Below are 22,076 nucleotides of genomic sequence, written 5' to 3'. Positions count from 1 at the left end.
TGAAAGGAAGATTTGAAATGAATAACAAATATTGGCTACAGAATGCTCGGTTAGAAACAGGATATAAGAAAGAGAACGACAGAGTTGTCGAAACACAGACAGAACTTTGTCACCTATTAATAGAGGATGGGAAAATAGCAAAAATCATCAAAGCTGTAGAACAAAGGGAAGATGAGCTTCCGGTTAAAGATGCAAAAGGCCTGCTTTTGCTCCCTTCCTTTATTGAAAAGCATGTCCATCTGGATAAAACTTACATGGGTGATGCTTGGCGCGCATGTATCCCGGCTAAAGGGGTAATAGACCGCTGTAATATTGAAAAAAATATTCTCGCATCTCTTCCCTCAAGTACACAACAGCGGGCAGAAGCGCTTCTTGAAGTTCTATTATCCTATGGTTCCACACATGTTCGAACACATGTCGATATTTATCCTGAAGTGAAATTGCAAAATTTAGAAGGCGTGCAGCATGCTTTAGAAACCTATTCCCATAAAGTAAGTTCAGAAATTGTAGCGTTCGCCCAGCATGGGTTACTCCGTCCCGGAACAGCAGAACTTTTGAGAGAAGCGTTGAGAAACGGGGCAGGGCTCGTAGGAGCTGTCGATCCAGCGACTGTCGATCAAAATATCGAAGCCTCTTTGGTCCAGTTAATGGATTTGGCAGTTGAAGGGAATGCCGATATTGATTTGCATTTACATGATCCTGGTCATTTAGGTACATTCACGATGAAGCGACTTGCCATTTTAACGAAAGAAGCCGGATGGGAAGGAAGAGTAGCAGTCAGTCATGCTTTTGGTTTAGGGGATGTTTCTCGTGAAGAAGCAATTGAAATGGCGGAAATTTTAAGAGAGGCAGGAATTTCAATTGTTACGAGCCTTCCAATTGGAAGAAACATTCCTCCGGTAACCCTTTTAACTGAATATGGCGTTGAAGTGGCTATCGGCAACGATAATATCTATGATTCTTGGTGGCCGACGGGAAATGGGGATGTCTTTGAAAGGGCTGGAAGATTAATTGAACGCTGCCGCTGGACAGATGAAGTATCACTGGCACAATCCTTAAAATATATAACTGGCGGAATAACTCCTTTAAACAAAGAAGGCAGTCAGGTATGGCCAAAAGAAGGAGATACAGCCAATTTAGTATTGGTAGAAGCAAGCTGTTCAGCAGAGGCCGTTGCAAGGCGATCAAACCGAAAAGCAGTATTTTTTCAAGGTAATTTGGTTTCTGGGTCTTTAACTTAATTTATATAACAAAAGCAAAAGGGGATGATGGAATCATCCCCTTCTTGGTATGCTTGCCACATCCTGATCCAACTGGCGGGCATTAAACCAATTGCTTAAATAATAGAATAGTAGATAAAGAAGAACAGAAACAAGCATTCCACTAAACCAAGATACCTTATATAGCGGCTCAAGGCTTGGGATAAATTTTCCGAGTAAACTTAGACTACCCGCCAAAAGGGTAGTTAGAATGGCAGGAAAATTAAATTCTTTCGTCGACCGTATATTGGTTTTTAAAGAATATACCTCTTGTAAATTAATTTCTTTTTTATTAATTAAAAAGTAATGTACAAGCATTACCCCGATAACAGGACTTAACATTCCTCCAACCATATTTAAAAAGGTTAAAATACTGGTAGGGTTCTCCATAAGCTTCCAAGGCATAATCAGTAAACCAATCAACGCAGCGATTATTGCGCCAGATTTAAAGTTGAGACTTTTCGGTAAAAGGGCTGCCAATTGAGAACCGGCAGGAATAATATTTCCAACAATGTTTACAGATAATGTTGATAAACAAATGGTTAGCAAGGAAAGGACAATTGCAAATTTGCTATCAAAACGATCGATCACTTCAAGAACATTCCAGATTGGAACCCCAAAGGCAACCTCTGAGCCAATGATAATTGTAATACTAGCAACAGCAAACAATAAATAGGTACTGAAAAGTCCAGCAACTTGACCCAAAACCTGTTCTTTATTTGAACGTGAATATCTCGTTACATCCGAAACGCTTAATATTTGAGCAACCCAGGTGGCTAAAATAGCGGACATGCAGCTGATAATAATGAATATACTATTTCCGTCTACACCTCTCGAACGATAGTTTAAGATGGGAGCGATTCCTCCGGCTAAATGAATGGCCCAAATTGCCATTCCCCCAAAAACGATAAAAACCATAGGAGAGAGCAGTTTCGTTAACTTCCCTAATGAGTTGATACCGGCAAAGATAAATAAAACATTGATCATCCAATAGAGCAAAAGGGAAATAAGACTGGACAGACTTAATCCTAAAAAGCTCCAATTAGCCCCTAAGGCTGTATAGGGTGCCCAAATTTCCCCAATTAATATGGTGACAGCCAGGCTGCCAGCATAGGTTTGTAACCCGAACCACATAATCGCTGCCACAACTCCCCTAAGTATTCCCGGAAAAATGGCTCCTTTCCGGCCAAAGCTCGTCCGGATTAAGATTGAGAAGGGGATTCCATATTTCTCTCCGGCATGCCCATTCAAGATCATCATAGCTGACAAGATGAGGGCTGAAAGGATAATGATAAAAAATACCTGCCATATGGATAAACCTAACGCAAAAAAACCACCAATCGTAACGTAGGATGGGACATTATGTACGGAGCCCATCCAAATGGAGAAATAATGTCCAAACTTCCATGTGCGAGCTTCGGGGGATGTTGGTAATAAATCCGGGCTATACATGTTTGAATCTTCTTGTTTCAAATTGAACTCACCCCGACTTCCTGATATGTCTAAATCGTATTGAGAATCGTTGATAAATCATAACAAATATACAGATAACTCCAGATATAATGAAACTCACCCAAATGGTCATCAAATTGTCGTTCCATGGTATTAAGAACAAGCCCCCCACAGTACCAATCAAGGAAGAAAGGGGAATGAGTACAGGTAAAGTTTTGTTGCTAAGAATAATAAATAACATCGGCACAATAATTGCTGCATAAATATTTCCTGTGAAAAACAAAAGCTGCAGTGGGTTAGGTGAAAGGATACTCACAATAATGAGTAAACCGATACACACGATACCGGAAAAAATGTAGGAAATTTTCCATTTCTCACGATCTGATAAAGGACGAAATAATTCTATTATATTTTTCACAACCAGTGTTGTAGTGGCATGGAGCTCTGAACTAATGGCAGACGAAATAACACTAAAGCAAAATGAGACAAATAAAACGATGAGCATGGTTGATTGAATTTTATCCACAAGTTCAAACAGCAAAGAGTATATATTTTTGTAGCTTCTGCCAAACATAATAATCATGAGAAGTGAGGTAAAGGCAAGAGGAACCGTGGCCCAAATGACACCTGCAAGTGTAAAGGTCATCCGTACTTTTTCTCGTTGAATAATAAATACTCTTTGCCATGTGGCCCGATCAATCATGGCCTGTCCAAAACCAATCAAGATAGCAGTGAAAATAAACCAAATCGAATCTGTATTTTTAAAGAATAAAATGTACGGATGATATAATTTGATTCCCTCATAAACAGGATGAACACCTTCCTGGATATAAAAATACACAGGGATTACGATAACGGTCCCGAAGATTAAGGTGACATTAACACCTGCAAGTTGATGGATCCTCTGCATTCCACCTACACCGCCGACAAAAAAACAAAATCCCAAAAACAAGAACATCCCAATAAAAACAGGAATAGGGAACATAATGTGGATGAGAATTCCTGCCCCCATTGCCTGAATAAATAAAGAGTGCAGGCTGGTGAAAATTAGTATAGCGATGACAATCCAGTAGCCAGCCGGTGTTAATTTTTTTCTTAATACATCCCCAATCGTTTGTTGATCAGGGAATTTATCACGCAGTACTTTGGCTATAAATCCAAACAAAATAAGTGCTATTGCCCCCATTAAGGAATAGCCAAGTCCTCCTGTTAATCCGTATTTAATTAACGTTTCAGGAGAGGAAAGGATAGTATTGCCTGTTATCCACCTTGCTAAAAGACTGACAACCCCATAGCCAACACCTAATTTAACAGCACCGCTAATATAAAATTGAAAAGAATTTTTATTCAACGGTATGTCTCCTTTAAACGGTAGTCCCGTGGTGATTGTCCAGTCATTTTTCGAAAGATTTGACTAAAGTAGTGCTGGCTATTAAATCCGCATCTTTCAGAGATCGTGCTAATGCTTAAATCAGGGGAGTCGATTAACATTTTTTGCGCTTCTTTTAAACGGTAATCATTTAAATATTCCGAAAAGCCCATTCCGACTTCCTCATGAAATTTTCTGCTTAAATAAGCAGGGTTAATGTGGATTTTAGACGCCAAATAATTCAATGATAATTTTTCACTATATTCCTGGTGAATGATTTGTAAAGCGTTTACGATTGGCTCAGTATATCGCCCCAGCCTTTCATACTTGCTCAAGACACCCATCAGCTCGTCTTCAATAACAGGCTTTGTAATGTAATCAATAACCCCTAATCTTATCGAGGCCTGTGCATATTCAAAATTTTGAAATGCTGTCACCATAATAATGTCCATCGAATAAGAACTGGTCAGTTCCTTCGCTAACTCCAAACCAGATTTTCCTGGCAGCTGGATATCTAAAAAAGCGATAAAGATTTCATGTTGTTTGATAATTTGTAGGGCTTGGGAGGCATCAAGTGCCTTGAAAATTTTCCAGTTTGGAAATTTTTTTTGAATTAAATATTCAAGTTGTTCCAATTCAAGCGGTTCATCATCGACTAAAAGAATATTCATTACATTGCACCTTCTTTTGCTAATGGGAAAATGGCGGTTACACTGGTCCCAGTTTCTGTATTGGTTAATGTTACGGAAGTACGATCCCCTGGAAAAAGAATCTCAAGCCTTTTGGCGATATTTTCTAATCCAAGGCCGCCATCGTTAGATTGGAGCACTTGTCCTTCTAGAGAATTATTCCAAACGGTTACATATACTTCTTCATTTTTTTTATTAATTATGATCTTTAAAAAGGCTTCACCGATATGCTTTTCAAAGGCATGTTTAAAGGCATTCTCGACAAGAGTTTGAATTAAAAAAGGGATAATAACAGATTGGCCAACCTCTGGGTCGATCGATATTTCATAATGGAGTCTATCACGAAACCTTATTTTTTGTATTTCCAAGTAGTAATTAATATAAGATAATTCCTCATTGATGGTAATTAGAGGTGAATTGGTTTTATATTTAAATTTAAGTAATCTTGAAAGAGTTTCAATCGAGCGAATTAGTTCCGATTTTCTTTCTAACCTGGCCAAGCTTAAAATCGAATTTAATGTATTAAAGAGAAAATGCGGCTGGATTTCCTGGTTTAATTGATTATATAGCGCTGTTTGCAGCTCTTTTTCAAGGGCAATTTCCCGTGTTTGTTTTTCTAGAAGGTCAATTCGTTTTTCAAATACAAATAAGAACAACACGGTAAAGGCACCTAATAAAGGGGCTAACACACATAGCATGATATAAAGGGAAAAAGTTTCAATATTAAGCATGGAACGAGATGCTCCTTTAGATGTAGAAAAAGGGAGTCAAACCTCACTCCCTTTTTTAATATAATATTTTATCTAATTTATCTCATTTTTGAAAATAGCTTTATTGGAATAGCTGCTCTGCAAAATGGCAGCTGACATAATGATTTTTATTTATTTCGCGTAAAGCAGGTTCTTCCATTTTACACCTCTCTGTCGCAAACGGACAACGGGTGTGAAAACGACATCCGCTAGGCGGGTCAATAGGGGAGGGGACATCTCCTTTTAATATAACTTTCTCCCTTGAATACGTTGGATTTGGAACAGGAATAGATGATAATAATGCCTTTGTATATGGATGGTGCGGTGAATCAAATAGTGCTTTCTTTTCTGCAATTTCAACGACCTTACCAAGATACATGACCATAACCCGGTCAGAGATATGACGTACGACACTTAAATCGTGCGAAATAAAAAGGAAGGTGAGTTGAAATTGATTTTGCAGCTTTTTTAATAGATTTAGTATTTGCGCTTGGATGGATACATCCAAAGCAGAAACCGCCTCATCACAAATAATTAATTTAGGATTTACCGCAAGCGCGCGGGCAATTCCAATCCTTTGTCGCTGCCCTCCGCTAAACTCGTGGGGATAGCGATCAAGTGCTTCCTCAGGAAGACCGACATAACCAAGTAATTCTAACATTCTTTCCATCCGTTTATCTTTCGGAACAACTTGTTGAATCGCCATTGCTTCATTTAATATTTGCTTGATCGTTTGCCGTGGGTTGAGTGAAGCAAAGGGATCCTGGAAAATAACCTGCAGATCTCCTCTTAGCTTTCTCATTTCTTTTTTATTAAAATCGAGTATATTTTGCCCAGAATATAAGACTTTTCCGTCTGTCGGTTCATCCAGTCTTAAAATCGCTCGTCCAGTTGTTGATTTTCCGCAGCCAGATTCGCCGACAATACTTAACGTTTCCCCTTCATAGAGATGGAAGGAAATATCATCAACAGCTTTTACATAGTTTTTTGGTTTAAATAGGGAGTCTGTTTTAACTGGGAAATACTGCTTTAAATGATCCACCTCTAATAATACTTTCTTTTTTTCCGCAGTTTGCATTATTGTACAGCCTCCTTTTCAATAACTTGACCAGTCCATATATCTGTATACATCCAACAGCGAACCTTAGAGCCATCAGCTTGTTCTACTAACTCCGGCTGTCTGGCATGACATAGTGGCTGCTGGAAAGGGCATCTTGAGGCGAACCTGCAGCCGATCGGCATATTATAAGGACTTGGGACACTGCCTTCAATCGTTTGTAATTCTTCCTGATCTTCGTGAATCTTCGGTAAAGAATTTATTAACCCTAGGGTATAGGGATGCTTTGGGTTGGTGAAGATGTATTCGGTAGCTGCATGCTCGACAATATTGCCGGCATACATAACTGCAACGGAGTCGCATGTTTCTGCGACAACACCCAAATCATGTGTAATCATGATGACACCCATGCCTAACTTGGTTTGCAGGTCTTTGATTAACGTTAGTATTTGGGCTTGAATCGTTACATCCAAGGCTGTCGTTGGCTCATCAGCAATCAATACTTCAGGGGTACAGGCGAGTGCCATCGCAATCATGACCCTTTGGCGCATACCGCCGCTTAATTGGAAAGGCTCCTGCTTTGCTCTTTTTTCAGGAGAGGGGATTCCAACGAGCTTGAGCATTTCAATGGATTTAATCCATGCTTCTTTTTTTCCCATATTTTGATGTAGTCGTAAAGCTTCCGCAATTTGTTCACCAACCGGAATGACGGGGTTTAAGGAGGTCATCGGCTCTTGGAAAATCATTGAAATTTCGTTTCCGCGAATTTTCCTCATTTCGTCCTCTGGAAGGGACACCAAATCCTTTCCTTTGAAAAGAATCTGCCCGCCCGCGATTTTACCAGGAGGGGAGGGGATTAAACGGAGAATCGAAAGGGATGTCATACTTTTCCCGCAGCCGGATTCGCCGACAATACCCAAGGTCTCACCCTTTTTTAATGTGAAATCGATGCCATCTACTGCTTTACTTACGCCGCGCTTAGTATAGAAATGAGTTTTTAATCCTTTGACTTCTAATATCGGTTTGTTTTTCTCAGTCATAACTTCATTCACCACCTGTTAATTTAATTCGATCCGTTTATTAAAGAATCGATAGAATACATCAACAAATAAATTCACGATTACGAAGATAAGCGAGGCCATTAATACTCCGCCCTGGACCATTGGTAAATCACGCATCCGAATCGCATCTACAATCATACGGCCTAGTCCATTGATGGCGAATATCGATTCAACAAGTACCGTTCCCCCAAGAAGAGAACCAAATTGTAACCCCACTACGGTGATAACTGGAATTAGAGCATTTCTTAAGGCATGTTTATAAATAATTACGCGTTCACGAAGTCCTTTGGCTCGTGCTGTCCGGATATAATCCTGACGAACGACCTCTAACATACTGGACCTGGTCATCCGGGCAACGATGGCAGCACCCCCGGCACCTAATGTAAGGGACGGAAGAATTACATGCAGGATGCTGTCCCATCCTGCAACAGGAAGGAGTTGCAGCTTAACGGAAAAGAAATACATCATCATCAATCCAAACCAAAAGCTTGGAAGTGAAATCCCTAGAAGGGCAACTAACATTACACCTGTATCTGTAAGGGAGTAAGGCTTTATTGCTGAAATAATCCCGGCAGCCATCCCTAAAATGATGGTGATAAGAATACTAAAAAATGCAAGCTCCATGGTGATCGGTAAGCGAACCATAATTTCATCCAAAACTGGCTGGCTATTTTTTAACGAAGTGCCAAAATCACCATGAAAGATATTCGCTAAGTAGTCAAAATATTGAACTAATAAAGGCCGGTTTAATCCTAATTGCTCACGAATTCCATTAATCGTTTCTTTAGAAGCCCCCTCACCTGCGAGCAAAACGGCAGGATCACCAGGAACGAGCTGCATAATGAAGAAAACAACGAACGTTACCCCGATTACGACCGGGATGGTTTGCAATAAACGACGAAAAATAAACATTAACATTGATGGCCATCCTCCTTTTAATCTATTATTTTTTCATTCGTGGATCGAACGCGTCCCGTAATCCATCTCCGAAAATATTAAATCCTAATACGAGTATTGATATCGTTAACCCAGGGAAAATAGCAATATAGGGAGCAGAAAACAAGAAATCCCTTCCATTACTTAACATTGTTCCCCATTCAGGAGAAGGGGGTTGTGCCCCAAGACCAAGGAATGACAATCCTGCAGCGGATAGAATCGCAGTAGCAAGTCGTAAGGTTCCTTGGACAATAATTGGTGAAAGAATATTCGGAAAAATATGTTTAAAAATGATCGTCAAATCATTGGCACCCAACGACCTTATGGCATCGATATACTCGAGCCTTTTGACCTCGAGCGTAGAGCCGCGTACAATCCGGGCAAATAACGGAACGGAGAATGCCCCAACAGCAATCGTAACATTAATTAGACTTGGTCCAAGGGCACTAATAATCGCTAAAGCGAGTAGGATTCCCGGGAAAGCCAGCATAACGTCCATCATTCTCATAATAATGGAATCAACCCATTTTCCATAATAGCCGGCAACAAGTCCAAAAATAATCCCAAAGAGTGCACCGAAAAATACAGCTGCAAATCCGACCCCCATGGAAAGTCTTGAACCGTAAATAATCCGGCTTAAAATATCTCTCCCTTTATCATCTGTTCCCATCCAATGGTCACCAGAGGGCGGCATTAATTTATTTTCCAATTTAATTTCATATGGATCATAGGGTGCCAAAAGTGGGGCAAATATCGCGATGAGAATATAAAAAACAATAATTACTGCTCCAACTAAAGCCGCTTTATTTAACATTAAAACAGAAAAGAAATCTTTCAATTTAGATTGTTTTGGTTGACTCATAGTTTGTTTGATTACGACAGAACGATCTGTTTTTACTTCTACTGACATGAAAAAACCTCCTTATATTTTTTTGAAAAAACATGATGCTGATTCTTGCTGGTTTAATCCCCCTTCCAAACCATTTTTTCAATGGGAATATGTACAAATTATCAAAATTTTAATGAATGTAAATATTTTTTAAATTGTTTGTCAAAATAGTTAAAAATTCAGTAAATATTCTGTAAATATTCTTGTTCACCATCTTCTATAATGCAGATAAGCAAATCTAGAGGCAGGTGAAATTGGTTTACATCTTAGATTCTGAATTTTTAAAAAGACAACAAAGGAGCAGGGGAAAATGGAGAGAAAAAGACGAACCATCAAAAATGGCATTCTATTTGTATTAATTGGATTAATGCTGATAATTGCTCAAGCATGTTCTACAAAACCATCTACATCTAATGAGTCAGCAAGTAAACAAGAAGGACCAAAACAAGGCGGCACCTTAACCGTAGTCAGGCTTTCTGATGCAACCAAGCTAGACCCTCATTTCATTACTGATATTCCTTCCGCAAATATTGTTTATCAAAAGGTTTATGAGGGCCTGGTTGAACCAGATAAAGATTTTAAGATTCAACCATTATTAGCAAAAGAGTGGAAAGTGATCGATGGTACTACTTGGGAATTTAAATTAAGAGAAGGCATAAAATTCCATGATGGTGCACCATTTAATGCTGATGCTGTTAAAAAAACCTTTGATCGTTTGCTAGATCCGAAAACAGCTTCGCCGCAGCGCGAAAAGTTTTCAATGATTAAAGAAGTGAAGGTTGTGGATGAAAACACTGTTCAATTAATCCTTGAATATCCGTATGCACCACTTCTATCGATTTTGGCAAGTAATGAAGGAAGTATCATTAGTCCAAAAGCTTTGGCGGAAAATCCTGATTCATTATCACAGCATCCAGTTGGGACAGGGCCTTTTGTGTTCGAGTCTTGGAAGACTGGCCAAGAAATTTCCTTAAAGAAAAATGAAAACTATTGGGGCAAAAAACCAAATATTGATCGTGTTGTATTCAAGGTCGTCCCTGAAGATGCTACTCGTCTTGCCATGATTGAAACAGGAGAAGCGCAAATCAATGATCAGGTACCTGTAACAGAAATTGATCGCATTGAAGCTTCTGACAAAATGGCACTTTATCGTACTGATGGACTAGCTGTTGAATATCTTGGATTCAATGTAAAGAAAAAGCCATTTGATGATGTAAGGGTTCGTAAGGCAATCAGCCACGCAATTGAAAGAGAAGCCATTATCAAAGGTGTCTATAATAATGTAGGAACTCTTGCAAACGTAGCGATGAGCCCGAAAGTGTTTGGCTATAGTGATAAAGTTAAGCCATATGACTATGATTTAAACGAAGCAAAGAAACTATTAAAAGAAGCTGGCTATGAAAAAGGTCTTAAAGTTACATTATTAACGAGTGACCGAAAAGAACGTATCAATATGGCAGAAGTTATTCAATCTCAGTTAAAAGGGATTGGCGTAGATGTGAAAATCCAAGTTATGGAGTATGGCGCCTATATCGGTATGATTGAAAAAGGTGAACACGACATGGCGATTGGCGGATGGGGAAATGCAACAGGTGATGGAGATTACAACCAATATAACCTATTCCATTCAGCATCCCAGGGACCTCCAGGAAATCATTTCTACTATAGCAATCCTGATGTAGACAAAATGATTGAAGCGGCACGAAGAGAATTAGATGAGAAAAAGCGTTTAAAGCTTTATGAAGAAGTTATGCAGAAGGAAATTGACGATGCCGTTTATGTTCCAATCCGTAACTACGAGCATATCGCTGCTTATAGTAAAAATGTAAGTGGATTCTGGTTAAATGCTGCAAGTTATTTAATGATTGATGACGTTGTTATTAAGTAAAAAGGGATGATGTTATTTGGGGAAGTACTTTTGCGAAAAAAGTACTTTTTCCTAATTTAATTGAGGAGGAATTGGAATGGGAACTTTTTGGTTGACGAATGTCCGCTTAGAAAAAGGATTTATTTATGAAAATAATCGTGTGGCTGGTACCGAAACGGAACTCTGCCACTTGAAGATTGTAGATGGAACCATAACTGAAATTACAAATATAAAGCCTGAAAAGGACATAAAGCAAATCGATGCTAATAGCAAGCTTTTGCTTCCTTCCTTAAGGGACATGCATATCCATATCGATAAAACTTATTATGGTGGACCATGGAAAGCCTGTACACCTATCACGAACGGTATTTTTACTAGATTGGAAGAGGAGAAAGAATTACTTCCAAAGCTCCTTCCTACTGCTCAAGAACGAGCGGAGAAAATGATTGAATTATTATTGGAAAACGGACATACCCATATTCGCACCCATTGTAATGTGGATCCCGTCATCGGTTTGAAAAATTTAGAGGCAACAGTTAATGCCTTGAAAAAATACGAAGATGTGCTCTCCTATGATATCGTGGCTTTTCCACAGCATGGACTATTAAAAAGTGACTCAGTACAGCTCATCCGTGATGCCATGAAGAATGGCGCCACATTAGTTGGCGGGGTAGACCCCGCGACAGTGGACCGGAATATCGAAAAATCCTTATATACCATCTTTGATATTGCCGTTGAAAATAATAAAGGCGTCGACATTCATCTTCATGATCCCAACACCTTAGGGGCATTTACTTTTGAAAGGATGGCGCATTATACAAAGGAAGCAGGGCTTAAGGGAAGATCCACCATTAGCCATGGGATTGCATTAGGCGATTTAAATGGGGAAGCACTCATTGAAATGGCTGCTATCATAAAAGAGCAAGAGATGGATGTGACCACGACAGTACCGATTAATCGGGCGACAATTCCGATTCCAACTCTAGATAAATTAGGTGTTCCCGTTTCTGTTGGCCATGATAGTATTACGGATCATTGGTCCCCATTCGGAACAGGAAATACAATCCAAAAGCTGGGAACTCTTGCCGAAAGATTTCGTTTGAGTGACGAATATTCTTTATCTACAGTCTTAAAGTACGGAACCGGTGGTGTGACGCCACTTAATGATAAAGGAGAGCGCGTCTGGCCAAAGGTTGGCGATGAGGCAACCATGATGCTGGTCAATGCATCATGTTCAGCCGAGGCTGTTGCTAGAAGAGCAACGGTAGAAGCGCTGTTTTTTAAAGGGAAAAAAGTTGAAAGCAAGCAGACAGAAGCGAATTCAGTTCGAGTTTAAGAGAATAAAGGAGTAGATTCGATGACAACCTCATATTGGTTAAAAAATGTACGGTTAGAGACAGGCTTCGTCCAGGATGAAAATGGAGTCTATGAAACAAAGACAGAACTTTTTCATTTAAAAATACAAGATGGAAAAATAGTAGAAAAGCAGAAGTTCAGTTTCCCCATTCCATCTGGCGAGAAAACGGTTGATGGAAAAGGATATTTGGCGGTGCCAACTTTTAAAGAAATGCATAACCATTTAGATAAAACCTATCTTTCACTAAATTGGAAAGCCCCAATACCGGCCAGGAATTTGGAAGAACGATTACATTTGGAAGCGATGGAACTAGCGGAATTGGCTCCAACCACTAAACAGCGGGCAAGTGCCATGATCGACTTACTGCTATCACAAGGCGCTTCACATATTCGCACTCATGTAAATATTGACCCCTTTATCGGTTTAAAAAATTTAGAGGGCGTCAAAGCTGCTCTTGAGGATTATTCAGATAAACTAACCTATGAAATTGTCGCCTTCCCTCAGCACGGCCTTTTAAGAGAGAAGGTCCTTCCGCTAATGAAAGAGGCGATGAGATCAGGTGCCAATCTAGTTGGCGGTTTAGACCCAGCCGGAATTGATCATAATATCGAAAAGTCTCTCAATGAGGTTATGAACCTTGCAGTAGAATTTGATGCTGATGTTGATATTCATTTGCATGACGGCGGCCATGTTGGTTTTTATACAGTCGATAAATTAGCAGAATTGGCAGCAGACGCAAAATGGCACAATCGCGTTGCTGTCAGCCATGCCTTTTGTTTAGGTGATGTTCCGCTCCCGCAGCAAGAAGAAATCGCTGATAAATTAAGTGATCTAGGTATGTCAATCATGTCCACTATCCCCATAAACAGAACATTACCGCCAATCGAGTTATTTGACCGGAAGGGAGTCAGTGTCTTTCTTGGCTGTGATGGCTTCTATGACTCATGGGGACCATACGGAACAGGGGATCTATTAGAGAAAGTAACTAAATATTGTGAACTTTATCGTAAAAGTGATGAAAGATCGCTTGCCCAATCGTTAAAATTTGCAACAGGCGGACCAACACCATTAACTAAAGATGGAGAAATGGCCTGGCCGCTTAATGGCGAGGATGCCAACCTTGTTCTACTAAATGCTTCTTGTTCAGCAGAAGCCGTTGCCAGAACACCAAAACGTGAGGCTGTTATCTTTAAAGGGAAAGTGGTATTTGGTCAACTTCAATAAGTGTTAAAGGAAAAGGTCCCGTCTAAATTTAGACGGGACTTTTCATTTTGAATCTAATCGCAGGTTTTTATTTAAAAGTCTAAATATCTTTAAAGAAAGTTGAATCTGCAGCAATTCCTCAGAATTTTTTAAATCGGTATTTAAAATTTCCTTTATTTTTTCAATCCTGTAAATGAGCGTATTTCTATGTAAGAACATCGCTTTCGCAGTTTCACTGGTATTAAGATTATTTGAAAAATAATTCTCTAAGGTAAATAGATAACTGGTTCCATGTAATTGATCATGTCCATAGATTTTTCCAAGATGCTTCATAAAAAAGTCTTCTAATTCTATATCTTTAATATTAGAGTCAAGGAAATAATAAACGGAATGGTCTTCAAAATGAGAAATCCCGCCGCGTTCATCAAATTTTTGCATCAGCCTTAAGGATTCATTAGCTTCTGAAAAACTTTTGTGCAGGGATTGGATCTTTTCATACTGTCTTCCAATTCCAATAAATAGGATGGTATCATTCAGTTGTTTTTTGAGAATATCATAAATTTTTGATCCGTAATTCTTCGCTTCGTTTACTGTAATTGACGGTCTATGTTCATTCTGACCAATTAAAATGATAATACGATTATTTCGATAAAAACAAGTAATCTCCCCGTTTGCTAAGATTGAAAAATCATAAATCAAATCGACGCATTTTCTTGTCTTGATTTCCAATTGAACTTTGCGCGCAACAATATCATCATATTTGGCTAATTCTTTGGACTGAATGTCAATGACTAAACAATAGTATTTATAAGTTGAATTTAAACCATGCATTTCACTCAGTGTCTGAATGGTTTCACTTGAGGTTATCTTTCCAGTTAATAAATCATCAAAGAAGTCCTCTCTAATTTTTAATTTTACTTCCTCAATTTCCTTCGCTTTTATCCTTTCTAGCGCCATATTAGTTGATGCCTGTTCTAAAATAATAAAGTCAAACTCCGATAATTCACGGACTGTCTGCCAAACAACGATATACCCATAAATATTATTTGATACAGCAACAGGCAGTATGCGGCATTTTATTTCCATTCCTTCTAAACGATACATTCGATTAATTGATTTCTTCATTTCACTGATGTTGTGCGGAATGGTATCAATGAATTCTTTTTTGAATACAGATCTGTTTTTGACTAGATCTAGACAATAGGCAAGCGGGATTTTGTTATCGGCATGCTCAGTATAATGTAGTAATTTCCAATCATTGTCCACTAAAATAATCGGATTATTAATGGTTTCCGACAGCATGGATGAAATTTTCTCAATTCCGCCGCCTTCAAGGGTAATTCTAAAAAACAAGTTATGCATGTCCAATGTTTTTCTATTTAACAGGTCGTATCTTCCAGAAGCCTTTTCATTAATGATAGAAATAACTCTTGATAATGTATATTCAAAGGGTAACTCGATTAATGGCAGGCCTAACTTGTTAGCGTGATCGATCATAGCTTGCGGGAGAGACTCGAAGTATCGTTTCATTTTTACAATAAGGCCCGCACAATTGATTTGTGCAAGCTCGTTAAGAATTCTAATTTGCAATTCTGTATCATCTTTAAAAATATATCCGGTTGATAATAGAAGTTCATTTGGTGAAAGCCAATCAAATGCCTCTGGATTTTCTATGATGTTAACCAATGATATTTCATTATTAATACCTTTTTCTCCTGCCACTATTTTTAAGCCATCGATAGCTTTTATTTCAAAAAGATCTTTAACTCGCAGCAATCCTTCCCTCTCCTTTGTCAAAAATTCCACACATTTCATTGTACATGATGCACAAATGAAACTAGAGCTTTTTGGTTTGATTAAACGAAGACTGTCTTATGATATATAACTAAAATAATTATGTAAGGGTTTTAAATTGTCAAATGAAATTGTAAGGAGGTTCAATTTGAATATCAGAAATTAGAGCTAAAAAGTCAAGATCTATGAGGTGTCTTTCGTGAGAAATATATTATCTGGTGATGTCGATTTTATCAAGAGATTAAATTGCTCTAATTTCACAGGTTTTGTTCATAGTGCATTTAAGCGGACCTTTAATATTCAATGTTTTGATGGTGGCGATTTATACACAATTGCATGCAGTTCTGTTGATAATGCGCCCAATACGTTAATTGTTGATACAGAAAATACTAGTCAATGGAACATTGAAGTAAATGACAGGGTTTTTGTGGAAGATAAAATCTTATACATCTCAAATAAACTCGCCTTAAATATTAGTCAAGCAAATGTATGGGAAAGCCTTTTGCCTCCATATCCCAGCAATGAAGATATCCTCCTTCACAATGTTAGGAGGGCAAGGGACTACATTGATTGTCAAGGTAAAGGCGGGGGGATAAAAAAACGCCTAATACCATTAAACCCATTTGAAGCTGAAATGTCCAATATGCTTGAACAGCGAACTAAATCTCTTTTAAATGATTTGGCCGTGAATCGAATAGACCTTGCAATTAAACATGCCGTTTCATTGGTCGGACTTGGACCTGGGTTGACACCATCAGGGGATGATTTCTTAACAGGATTGTTTACAACCCTTCATATGGAGCACAGTCCCCTATATGAGCACAAGTCATTTTGTGAAAAAGTAACAAAGAAAGCCAAACCTTTAACGAATGACATCAGTTATGCAGCGTTAAAGGAAGCATCCATTGGTAAAGTGAGAGAGTCTATCATTTCATTGGTTAACTCCTTGTTAATTGGGAATGAGGATGACTTAATTCTCTCTTTAAATAAAGTATTAAACATCGGTTCTTCATCTGGGACAGATCTAGCCTTAGGACTTGTCTGCGGATTAGAAGCGAATATAAAAGCAGGAGGTAAACTATGTTAGTTCAAGCCTTAATTAAGCCAAACACATATTTCGATTCAGTTTCTTTAATGTCGCTATCAACGAAAGCAAATCAAATTGATGGTGTTGAACAGGCCATTATTGCAATGGGAACAGAAATGAATAAAGAAGTTATGAAAAATGTCGGTTTAATGACAACTGAAGTGGAGGAAGCTGGCACAAGTGATTTAATCATTGTAGTAAAAGCTGAAACTGACGAACTGTGCGAAAACGCTTTCGAGAAAATTAATGATTTATTTACTAAAAAGAATTCGGGCAAAAAAGGGAAAAGTGATATTAAATATTCCACGATTTCCGCTGCAGCCGAAAATAACCCAGATGCCAACTTTGCGATTATTGCTGTAAATGGGGCATATGCAGCCAGAGAAGCAAGAAAAGCACTTGAGAAGGATTTACATGTCATGATGTTCAGCGACAATGTAAGCATCGAAGATGAAATTGAATTAAAGAATTTAGCTCATGAAAAAGGTTTATTAATGATGGGCCCTGACTGTGGAACAGCAATTATTGGCAATACAGCCCTCTGCTTCGCAAATGCTGTAAGAAAAGGAAACATCGGTATTGTTGCGGCATCTGGAACTGGCAGTCAAGAGGTAAGCGTACGCATTCACGAATTTGGCGGCGGAATTTCCCAATTGATCGGTACAGGTGGAAGAGATTTGAAAGAAGAGGTTGGAGGAATCATGATGCTTGATGGTATTCAAGCACTTGAAAACGATGAAGAAACAAAAGTAATCGTTCTTGTTTCAAAGCCGCCTGCATCTAGCGTGGAAGAGAAAGTGTTAGCAAAAATTAAATCATGTAAAAAACCGGTTGTCGTTTGGTTTGTTGGCGGGGATGAAGAAAAAATTACTGCTGCGGGCGCCCATTTTGCAAAAATGTCCAAAGAAGCTGCACTTAAAGCAGTAATTATAGCTGGAGCAGATGAAAGCAAGCTAAACAAACGAGCATTAAATATTCCGCTTATCGAAGAAGTTCGCACAAAGTTAACTGCGGAACAGAAATATATTCGTGGTCTTTTCAGCGGCGGAACGTTGGCTGATGAAGCAATGCATGCGGCAATGGAGAAGTTTGACAATGTTTACAGTAACATTCAAAGAAATCCAGAATTTCGTTTGAAAGATAGATATACAAGCCAGGAGCATACATTCATCGACTTTGGCGATGATGAATACACGCAAGGTAAGCCGCATCCAATGATTGATCCGTCTACTCGTCTAGAAAGGTTTATTCAAGAGTCCAAAGATCCATCCGTTGGTGTTATCGTAATGGACTTTGTTTTGGGCTACGGAGCTCACGAAGATCCAGTCGGAGCATTCCTTCCTGCAATGATAGAAGCAAAACAGCAGGCTGAACAAGAAGGAAGACATTTAGAAATCATTGGATATGTACTTGGTACAGAATTAGATCCGCAAGATTATGAAGAACAAATTAATAAACTGCTGGCAGCTGGAGTAACTCATGCAAGCAGCATGCAGAATGCAGGTTTATTGGCTCGTGAATTTGTTGTGAAGGGAGAATAGTCATGAGTAAGATTAATGAACTTTTTAAAAGTAAGCCACATGTTGTCAATGTAGGAATTGAGTCATTCAAAGATGATTTATTACAACAAGGTGCACAAGTCATTCATTTAGAGTGGACACCTCCTGGAAGAGGGAACCCTTCTTTAATTGCTGCACTTGATAAACTTGAAAATCCAGCTATTATGCAAAAAATTGAAGAAGCTAATAAATTGGCAGTTGAAAGAATTATAAATTCGCAGCCAGTATTAATCGGTTATGATCAAGCGATTAACTGTGTTCCTGGTATGACAAAAACAACCATTCTTCATGCCGGACCTCCAATCACTTGGGATAAAATGAATGGTCCGATGAAGGGTGCTGTTACCGGAGCGCTAGTATTTGAAGGCTTGGCTAAGGATTTAGAGGAAGCAGCTGAACTTGCTGCATCAGGTGAAATTACATTCTCACCATGTCATGAACACAACTGTGTTGGTTCAATGGCCGGTGTTACGTCTGCCTCAATGTACATGCATATCGTTGAGAACAAAACATATGGCAATATTGCCTATACAAACTTAAGTGAACAGCTAGCAAAAATTCTTAGAATGGGCGCTAATGATAAGAGTGTCATCGATCGTTTAGTATGGATGCGCGATGTATTTGGTCCTATTTTAAGAGATGCTATGAAACTAAATTCTGATGGCATTGATTTACGTTTGATGCTTGCACAGGCCCTTCATATGGGAGATGAGTGCCACAACCGAAATGTTGCTGGAACAACCCTATTAATACAAGCATTATCTCCTTATATTTTGCTAACAGATTACACAATCGAGCAAAAGAAGGAAGTATTGGATTTCGTAGCAAGCAGCGATTATTTCTCCGGTCCAACCTGGATGGCAATGGCGAAATGTGCCCTTGATGCTGCTCATGGTATTGAAAATAGTACCATCGTGACAACCATGGCACGTAACGGTGTGGAATTCGGAATCCGTGTTAGTGGAATGGCAGGAAACACATGGTTTACTGGTCCAGCACAAAAAGTAATTGGTCCAATGTTTGCTGGTTACAAGCCGGAGGATTCCGGACTTGATATTGGTGATAGTGCCATTACTGAAACATATGGATTCGGCGGATTTGCAATGGCAACTGCTCCAGCAATTGTTGCATTAGTAGGTGGTACAGTAGAAGAGGCGATCGGTTTTACAACTAAAATGAAGGAAATCACCACAGAGCAAAACTCTAACGTGACGATCCCTTTACTTGATTTTATGGGGATTCCAACTGGAATAGATGTTCGAAAAGTTGTTCAAACCGGAATTATGCCAATTATAAATACCGCTATTGCCCATAAAGAAGCAGGTATTGGAATGATTGGTGCGGGGATTACCTACCCTCCAGTAGAAGCTTTTGAGAAAGCAATGTTGGCCTTAAGCGAAAATATTCATTAATCAATTGCGCGTATTGGGGAAGGTGATTTCCGAAACCTTGATAAGTTGGTTTTGGTAACTTCCCCAAATGCGTCATTAGAACAGTGTTGGAGGACATTAGAACAGGAGCGGTTATAAATGGAAGACAAATCCTTAAATTTGGAACTTATCTATGCAAGTGAACAGGGAGATGCAGAAGCTGTACAAAGATTACTACAGGACGGCGCCACTGTTGATTTTAAAGATGAAAATGGCCGGACTGCGTTAATGGCTGCGACTCAAAAAAATCAATCAAATACTGTGAAACAGTTGTTAGAAGCAGGCAGTGATGTTAATACAAGAGATATTACCCAGCTAACACCTTTCATTTGTTCTGGTGCAAATGGTTTTCATGAAATTCTTAGCCTGATGTTAAAGTATGGAGCCGACCTTGACAGTGTCAATCGTTTTGGAGGTACAGCCCTATTACCTTCAAGTGAGAAAGGGTATTTAAAAACAGTCCAAGTATGCTTAGATGCAGGAGTTCCTGTCAATCATGCAAATAATTTAGGCTGGTCAGCCCTTCTAGAATCTGTGATTTTGGGTAATGGCGGCCGATTATACTCTAACATTATTGAAGTTCTTGTGGAAGCAGGGGCAGATGTGAATTTGCCAGATCGAGACGGAAAATCATCCCTTCAGCATGCCGCAGAATTAAAGCAGGATAAAGTAGTTAAAATTCTTATTAAGGAATATCAAGAAGATAACCAAGCAATTCAAACAGCCAAAAAGCTATATAAAGAAAATAGCTTTGATGAGGCAATTCTAGTAATCAATCAAGCCCTTTCAGAGGATCCAAGCAATCTTGATTATTATTTCTACAAAGGATATAGCTTGCAAGAATTAAAGCGATACGAAGAAGCGCTGGAAGAGTACAACAAAGCTTTAGCAATCAATTCCGATGATCTAGATTTCTATTTCTATACAGCAAATTGCTTAAGATTAATGAACAAGACTGAGGAAGCGCTTACAGAATATGATAAAGCTTGTGAATTAAACCCTGATGAAACGTTTTACCGTTACCACAAATCCAATTATTTAAGAGAATTGGGCAGACATGAGGATGCTGTACAGGAAATGGATATATTGCTTGCAATGCAGCCGCATCGTTATGATTTCTCCTTCCACAAGGCTAACAGTCTAAGATCATTAGGGAGACATAATGAAGCGATAGAAGCAATTGAGAATGCCATTAAACATGACCCGTCGAACCCTTTATATCATCTTCATAAAGAGCAGTCTATTAAATTATTAAAAAACAACTAGAAAACAGATTGGAGAGAACGAAATGGAAAAATTAGTGATTGTAGCAATAGGCGGGAATTCATTGGTCCGCGAAAATGGACGTGATTCCGTTCAGGATCAATATGAAGCAGTCTGCGAGACGGCGGTAAATATCGCTGATATGGTTGCTGAGGGCTTAAACGTGGTTGTTACCCATGGTAACGGACCACAGGTAGGGTTCGGTCTAAGAAGATCTGAATTAGCCAATGAAGTTGCCGGAATGCCGGAAGTGCCCCTTGTAAATTGCGGCGCCGAAACCCAGGGCGGAATCGGCTACCAAGTTCAGCAAGCTTTGATTAATGAATTTACGAAAAGAGGCATTAACAAAAAAGTGGCTACTGTTATTACACAGGTTGCAGTTAGTGCAGATGACCCGAATTTTGAAAACCCTACGAAGCCTGTAGGTTCATTCTTTACTTTTGAACAAGCAGAGGAAATGAAGAAAGAACATCCGGATTGGATGTTTATTGAAGACTCCGGCCGAGGCTACAGGAGAGTGGTATCGTCACCGAAACCAATTGATATTGTAGAAAAAGACGCAATTAAAACCTTAATTGAGGCGGGTTTTGTTGTCATTGCTGTCGGCGGCGGCGGTATTCCAGTCGTTAAAACAGAAAGCAATGAATATGTGGGCGTTGATGCCGTCATTGATAAAGACTTTGCAACCAGCCTATTAGCTGAACAAGTTCAGGCAGATACCTTGATTATTACGACTGGCGTCTCCAGAGTTTGCATTAATTTTGGCAAGCCAAATCAACAGGCGCTTGAAAATATTTCAATTGAAGAAACAAAACAGTTTGTTGCAGAAGGCCACTTCCCTCCAGGCAGCATGCTTCCTAAAATTGAAGCAAGTATAAATTTCTTGGAAAAGGGCGGTTCCAGGGTCATCATCACAAACCCTGAAAGTCTAAAGGATGCCATTCAGGAAAAAGCAGGTACCCATATTGTAAAAAAAAGATACTCATGACCCTTTAAGAAATTAATGCTTTTTATAATTTAGCTGCAATAAGAAACTATACATTTTTAAGGAGATT

The 22,076-nt window shown here is 39.0% G+C and carries 18 protein-coding genes; 9 read left to right on the top strand and 9 right to left on the bottom strand.

Annotated features, from left to right (window positions below; translation table 11 throughout):
* Positions 1-17: 17 nt before the first annotated feature.
* On the top strand, positions 18-1,241 hold the full coding sequence (locus tag AC59HZ_RS10530; RefSeq protein ID WP_496545749.1) for an amidohydrolase: 1,224 nt from the start codon (positions 18-20) through the stop codon (positions 1,239-1,241).
* Positions 1,242-1,274: 33 nt separating this feature from the next.
* Here AC59HZ_RS10530 and ncs1 read toward each other — a convergent pair whose 3' ends face one another.
* The 8 genes from ncs1 to AC59HZ_RS10490 all read right to left on the bottom strand — a co-directional run bounded on the left by ncs1 (position 1,275) and on the right by AC59HZ_RS10490 (position 9,434).
* On the bottom strand, positions 1,275-2,732 hold the full coding sequence (gene ncs1, locus AC59HZ_RS10525; RefSeq protein WP_496545748.1) for an NCS1 family nucleobase:cation symporter: 1,458 nt from the start codon (positions 2,730-2,732) through the stop codon (positions 1,275-1,277).
* A gap of 7 nt (positions 2,733-2,739) precedes the next feature.
* The gene (locus tag AC59HZ_RS10520) at positions 2,740-4,062 is read right to left on the bottom strand and encodes an SLC5/6 family protein (protein ID WP_496545747.1); all 1,323 of its coding nucleotides are present in this window, start codon (positions 4,060-4,062) and stop codon (positions 2,740-2,742) included.
* A complete protein-coding gene (locus AC59HZ_RS10515) occupies positions 4,059-4,751 on the bottom strand; it encodes a response regulator transcription factor (protein WP_430072375.1) in 693 nt (230 codons plus the stop codon). The genes AC59HZ_RS10520 and AC59HZ_RS10515 overlap by 4 nt, the downstream gene beginning before the upstream one ends.
* Complete coding sequence (locus AC59HZ_RS10510; RefSeq protein ID WP_496545746.1) at positions 4,751-5,500, bottom strand: sensor histidine kinase; 750 nt, start codon at positions 5,498-5,500, stop codon at positions 4,751-4,753. Before AC59HZ_RS10510 ends, AC59HZ_RS10515 begins: the two co-directional genes overlap by 1 nt.
* A gap of 100 nt (positions 5,501-5,600) precedes the next feature.
* The gene (locus AC59HZ_RS10505; protein WP_496545745.1) at positions 5,601-6,596 is read right to left on the bottom strand and encodes an ABC transporter ATP-binding protein; all 996 of its coding nucleotides are present in this window, start codon (positions 6,594-6,596) and stop codon (positions 5,601-5,603) included.
* Positions 6,596-7,615, bottom strand: a complete 1,020-nt coding sequence (locus AC59HZ_RS10500; protein WP_496545744.1) for an ABC transporter ATP-binding protein — start codon at positions 7,613-7,615, stop codon at positions 6,596-6,598. Before AC59HZ_RS10500 ends, AC59HZ_RS10505 begins: the two co-directional genes overlap by 1 nt.
* A gap of 18 nt (positions 7,616-7,633) precedes the next feature.
* Positions 7,634-8,554, bottom strand: a complete 921-nt coding sequence (gene nikB, locus AC59HZ_RS10495) for a nickel ABC transporter permease (protein ID WP_496545743.1) — start codon at positions 8,552-8,554, stop codon at positions 7,634-7,636.
* 25 nt (positions 8,555-8,579) lie between these two features.
* On the bottom strand, positions 8,580-9,434 hold the full coding sequence (locus AC59HZ_RS10490; RefSeq protein ID WP_496546036.1) for an ABC transporter permease: 855 nt from the start codon (positions 9,432-9,434) through the stop codon (positions 8,580-8,582).
* 337 nt (positions 9,435-9,771) lie between these two features.
* Between AC59HZ_RS10490 and AC59HZ_RS10485 the strand changes: the two genes are divergently transcribed.
* From AC59HZ_RS10485 to AC59HZ_RS10475, 3 genes are all read left to right on the top strand, one after another.
* On the top strand, positions 9,772-11,349 hold the full coding sequence (locus AC59HZ_RS10485; protein ID WP_496545742.1) for a glutathione ABC transporter substrate-binding protein: 1,578 nt from the start codon (positions 9,772-9,774) through the stop codon (positions 11,347-11,349).
* Between the two features lie 76 nt (positions 11,350-11,425).
* Entirely contained in the window at positions 11,426-12,664 is a 1,239-nt protein-coding gene (locus AC59HZ_RS10480; protein WP_496545741.1) for an amidohydrolase family protein, read from the top strand.
* A 21-nt stretch (positions 12,665-12,685) separates the two neighbouring features.
* The gene (locus tag AC59HZ_RS10475) at positions 12,686-13,909 is read left to right on the top strand and encodes an amidohydrolase (RefSeq protein WP_496545740.1); all 1,224 of its coding nucleotides are present in this window, start codon (positions 12,686-12,688) and stop codon (positions 13,907-13,909) included.
* A 42-nt stretch (positions 13,910-13,951) separates the two neighbouring features.
* On the opposite strand, the gene AC59HZ_RS10470 is transcribed toward AC59HZ_RS10475, so the two are convergent.
* Entirely contained in the window at positions 13,952-15,664 is a 1,713-nt protein-coding gene (locus AC59HZ_RS10470) for a PucR family transcriptional regulator (protein WP_496545739.1), read from the bottom strand.
* Positions 15,665-15,881: 217 nt separating this feature from the next.
* Between AC59HZ_RS10470 and AC59HZ_RS10465 the strand changes: the two genes are divergently transcribed.
* The 5 genes from AC59HZ_RS10465 to arcC all read left to right on the top strand — a co-directional run bounded on the left by AC59HZ_RS10465 (position 15,882) and on the right by arcC (position 22,009).
* Positions 15,882-16,769: an oxamate carbamoyltransferase subunit AllH family protein gene (locus AC59HZ_RS10465; RefSeq protein ID WP_496545738.1), complete on the top strand. Its 888-nt coding sequence runs from the start codon at positions 15,882-15,884 to the stop codon at positions 16,767-16,769.
* Positions 16,763-18,310, top strand: coding sequence for an acyl-CoA synthetase FdrA (gene fdrA, locus AC59HZ_RS10460; protein WP_496545737.1), 1,548 nt, complete (start codon positions 16,763-16,765; stop codon positions 18,308-18,310). Before AC59HZ_RS10465 ends, fdrA begins: the two co-directional genes overlap by 7 nt.
* Positions 18,311-18,312: 2 nt before the next feature.
* Entirely contained in the window at positions 18,313-19,740 is a 1,428-nt protein-coding gene (locus AC59HZ_RS10455) for a YlbE family protein (RefSeq protein WP_496545736.1), read from the top strand.
* A gap of 117 nt (positions 19,741-19,857) precedes the next feature.
* Entirely contained in the window at positions 19,858-21,024 is a 1,167-nt protein-coding gene (locus tag AC59HZ_RS10450; RefSeq protein WP_496545735.1) for an ankyrin repeat domain-containing protein, read from the top strand.
* A 22-nt stretch (positions 21,025-21,046) separates the two neighbouring features.
* A complete protein-coding gene (gene arcC / locus AC59HZ_RS10445; protein WP_496545734.1) occupies positions 21,047-22,009 on the top strand; it encodes a carbamate kinase in 963 nt (320 codons plus the stop codon).
* The last annotated feature ends 67 nt before the right edge of the window (positions 22,010-22,076 follow it).

The sequence above is a fragment of the Neobacillus sp. DZ-9 genome, from assembly GCF_059587065.1.
This window is presented reverse-complemented; position numbering and strand designations above follow the sequence as displayed.

Excerpts from the sequence above, each read along its gene's own strand:
- AC59HZ_RS10485 (WP_496545742.1), top strand. The coding sequence starts at position 9,772 with ATGGAGAGAAAAAGACGAACCATCAAAAATGGCATTCTATTTGTATTA.
- fdrA (WP_496545737.1), top strand. The coding sequence starts at position 16,763 with ATGTTAGTTCAAGCCTTAATTAAGCCAAACACATATTTCGATTCAGTT.
- AC59HZ_RS10500 (WP_496545744.1), bottom strand. The coding sequence starts at position 7,615 with ATGACTGAGAAAAACAAACCGATATTAGAAGTCAAAGGATTAAAAACT.
- arcC (WP_496545734.1), top strand. The coding sequence starts at position 21,047 with ATGGAAAAATTAGTGATTGTAGCAATAGGCGGGAATTCATTGGTCCGC.
- AC59HZ_RS10490 (WP_496546036.1), bottom strand. The coding sequence starts at position 9,434 with ATGAGTCAACCAAAACAATCTAAATTGAAAGATTTCTTTTCTGTTTTA.
- nikB (WP_496545743.1), bottom strand. The coding sequence starts at position 8,554 with ATGTTAATGTTTATTTTTCGTCGTTTATTGCAAACCATCCCGGTCGTA.
- AC59HZ_RS10455 (WP_496545736.1), top strand. The coding sequence starts at position 18,313 with ATGAGTAAGATTAATGAACTTTTTAAAAGTAAGCCACATGTTGTCAAT.
- AC59HZ_RS10475 (WP_496545740.1), top strand. The coding sequence starts at position 12,686 with ATGACAACCTCATATTGGTTAAAAAATGTACGGTTAGAGACAGGCTTC.
- AC59HZ_RS10480 (WP_496545741.1), top strand. The coding sequence starts at position 11,426 with ATGGGAACTTTTTGGTTGACGAATGTCCGCTTAGAAAAAGGATTTATT.
- AC59HZ_RS10505 (WP_496545745.1), bottom strand. The coding sequence starts at position 6,596 with ATGCAAACTGCGGAAAAAAAGAAAGTATTATTAGAGGTGGATCATTTA.
- AC59HZ_RS10515 (WP_430072375.1), bottom strand. The coding sequence starts at position 4,751 with ATGAATATTCTTTTAGTCGATGATGAACCGCTTGAATTGGAACAACTT.
- AC59HZ_RS10530 (WP_496545749.1), top strand. The coding sequence starts at position 18 with ATGAATAACAAATATTGGCTACAGAATGCTCGGTTAGAAACAGGATAT.
- AC59HZ_RS10510 (WP_496545746.1), bottom strand. The coding sequence starts at position 5,500 with ATGCTTAATATTGAAACTTTTTCCCTTTATATCATGCTATGTGTGTTA.
- AC59HZ_RS10450 (WP_496545735.1), top strand. The coding sequence starts at position 19,858 with ATGGAAGACAAATCCTTAAATTTGGAACTTATCTATGCAAGTGAACAG.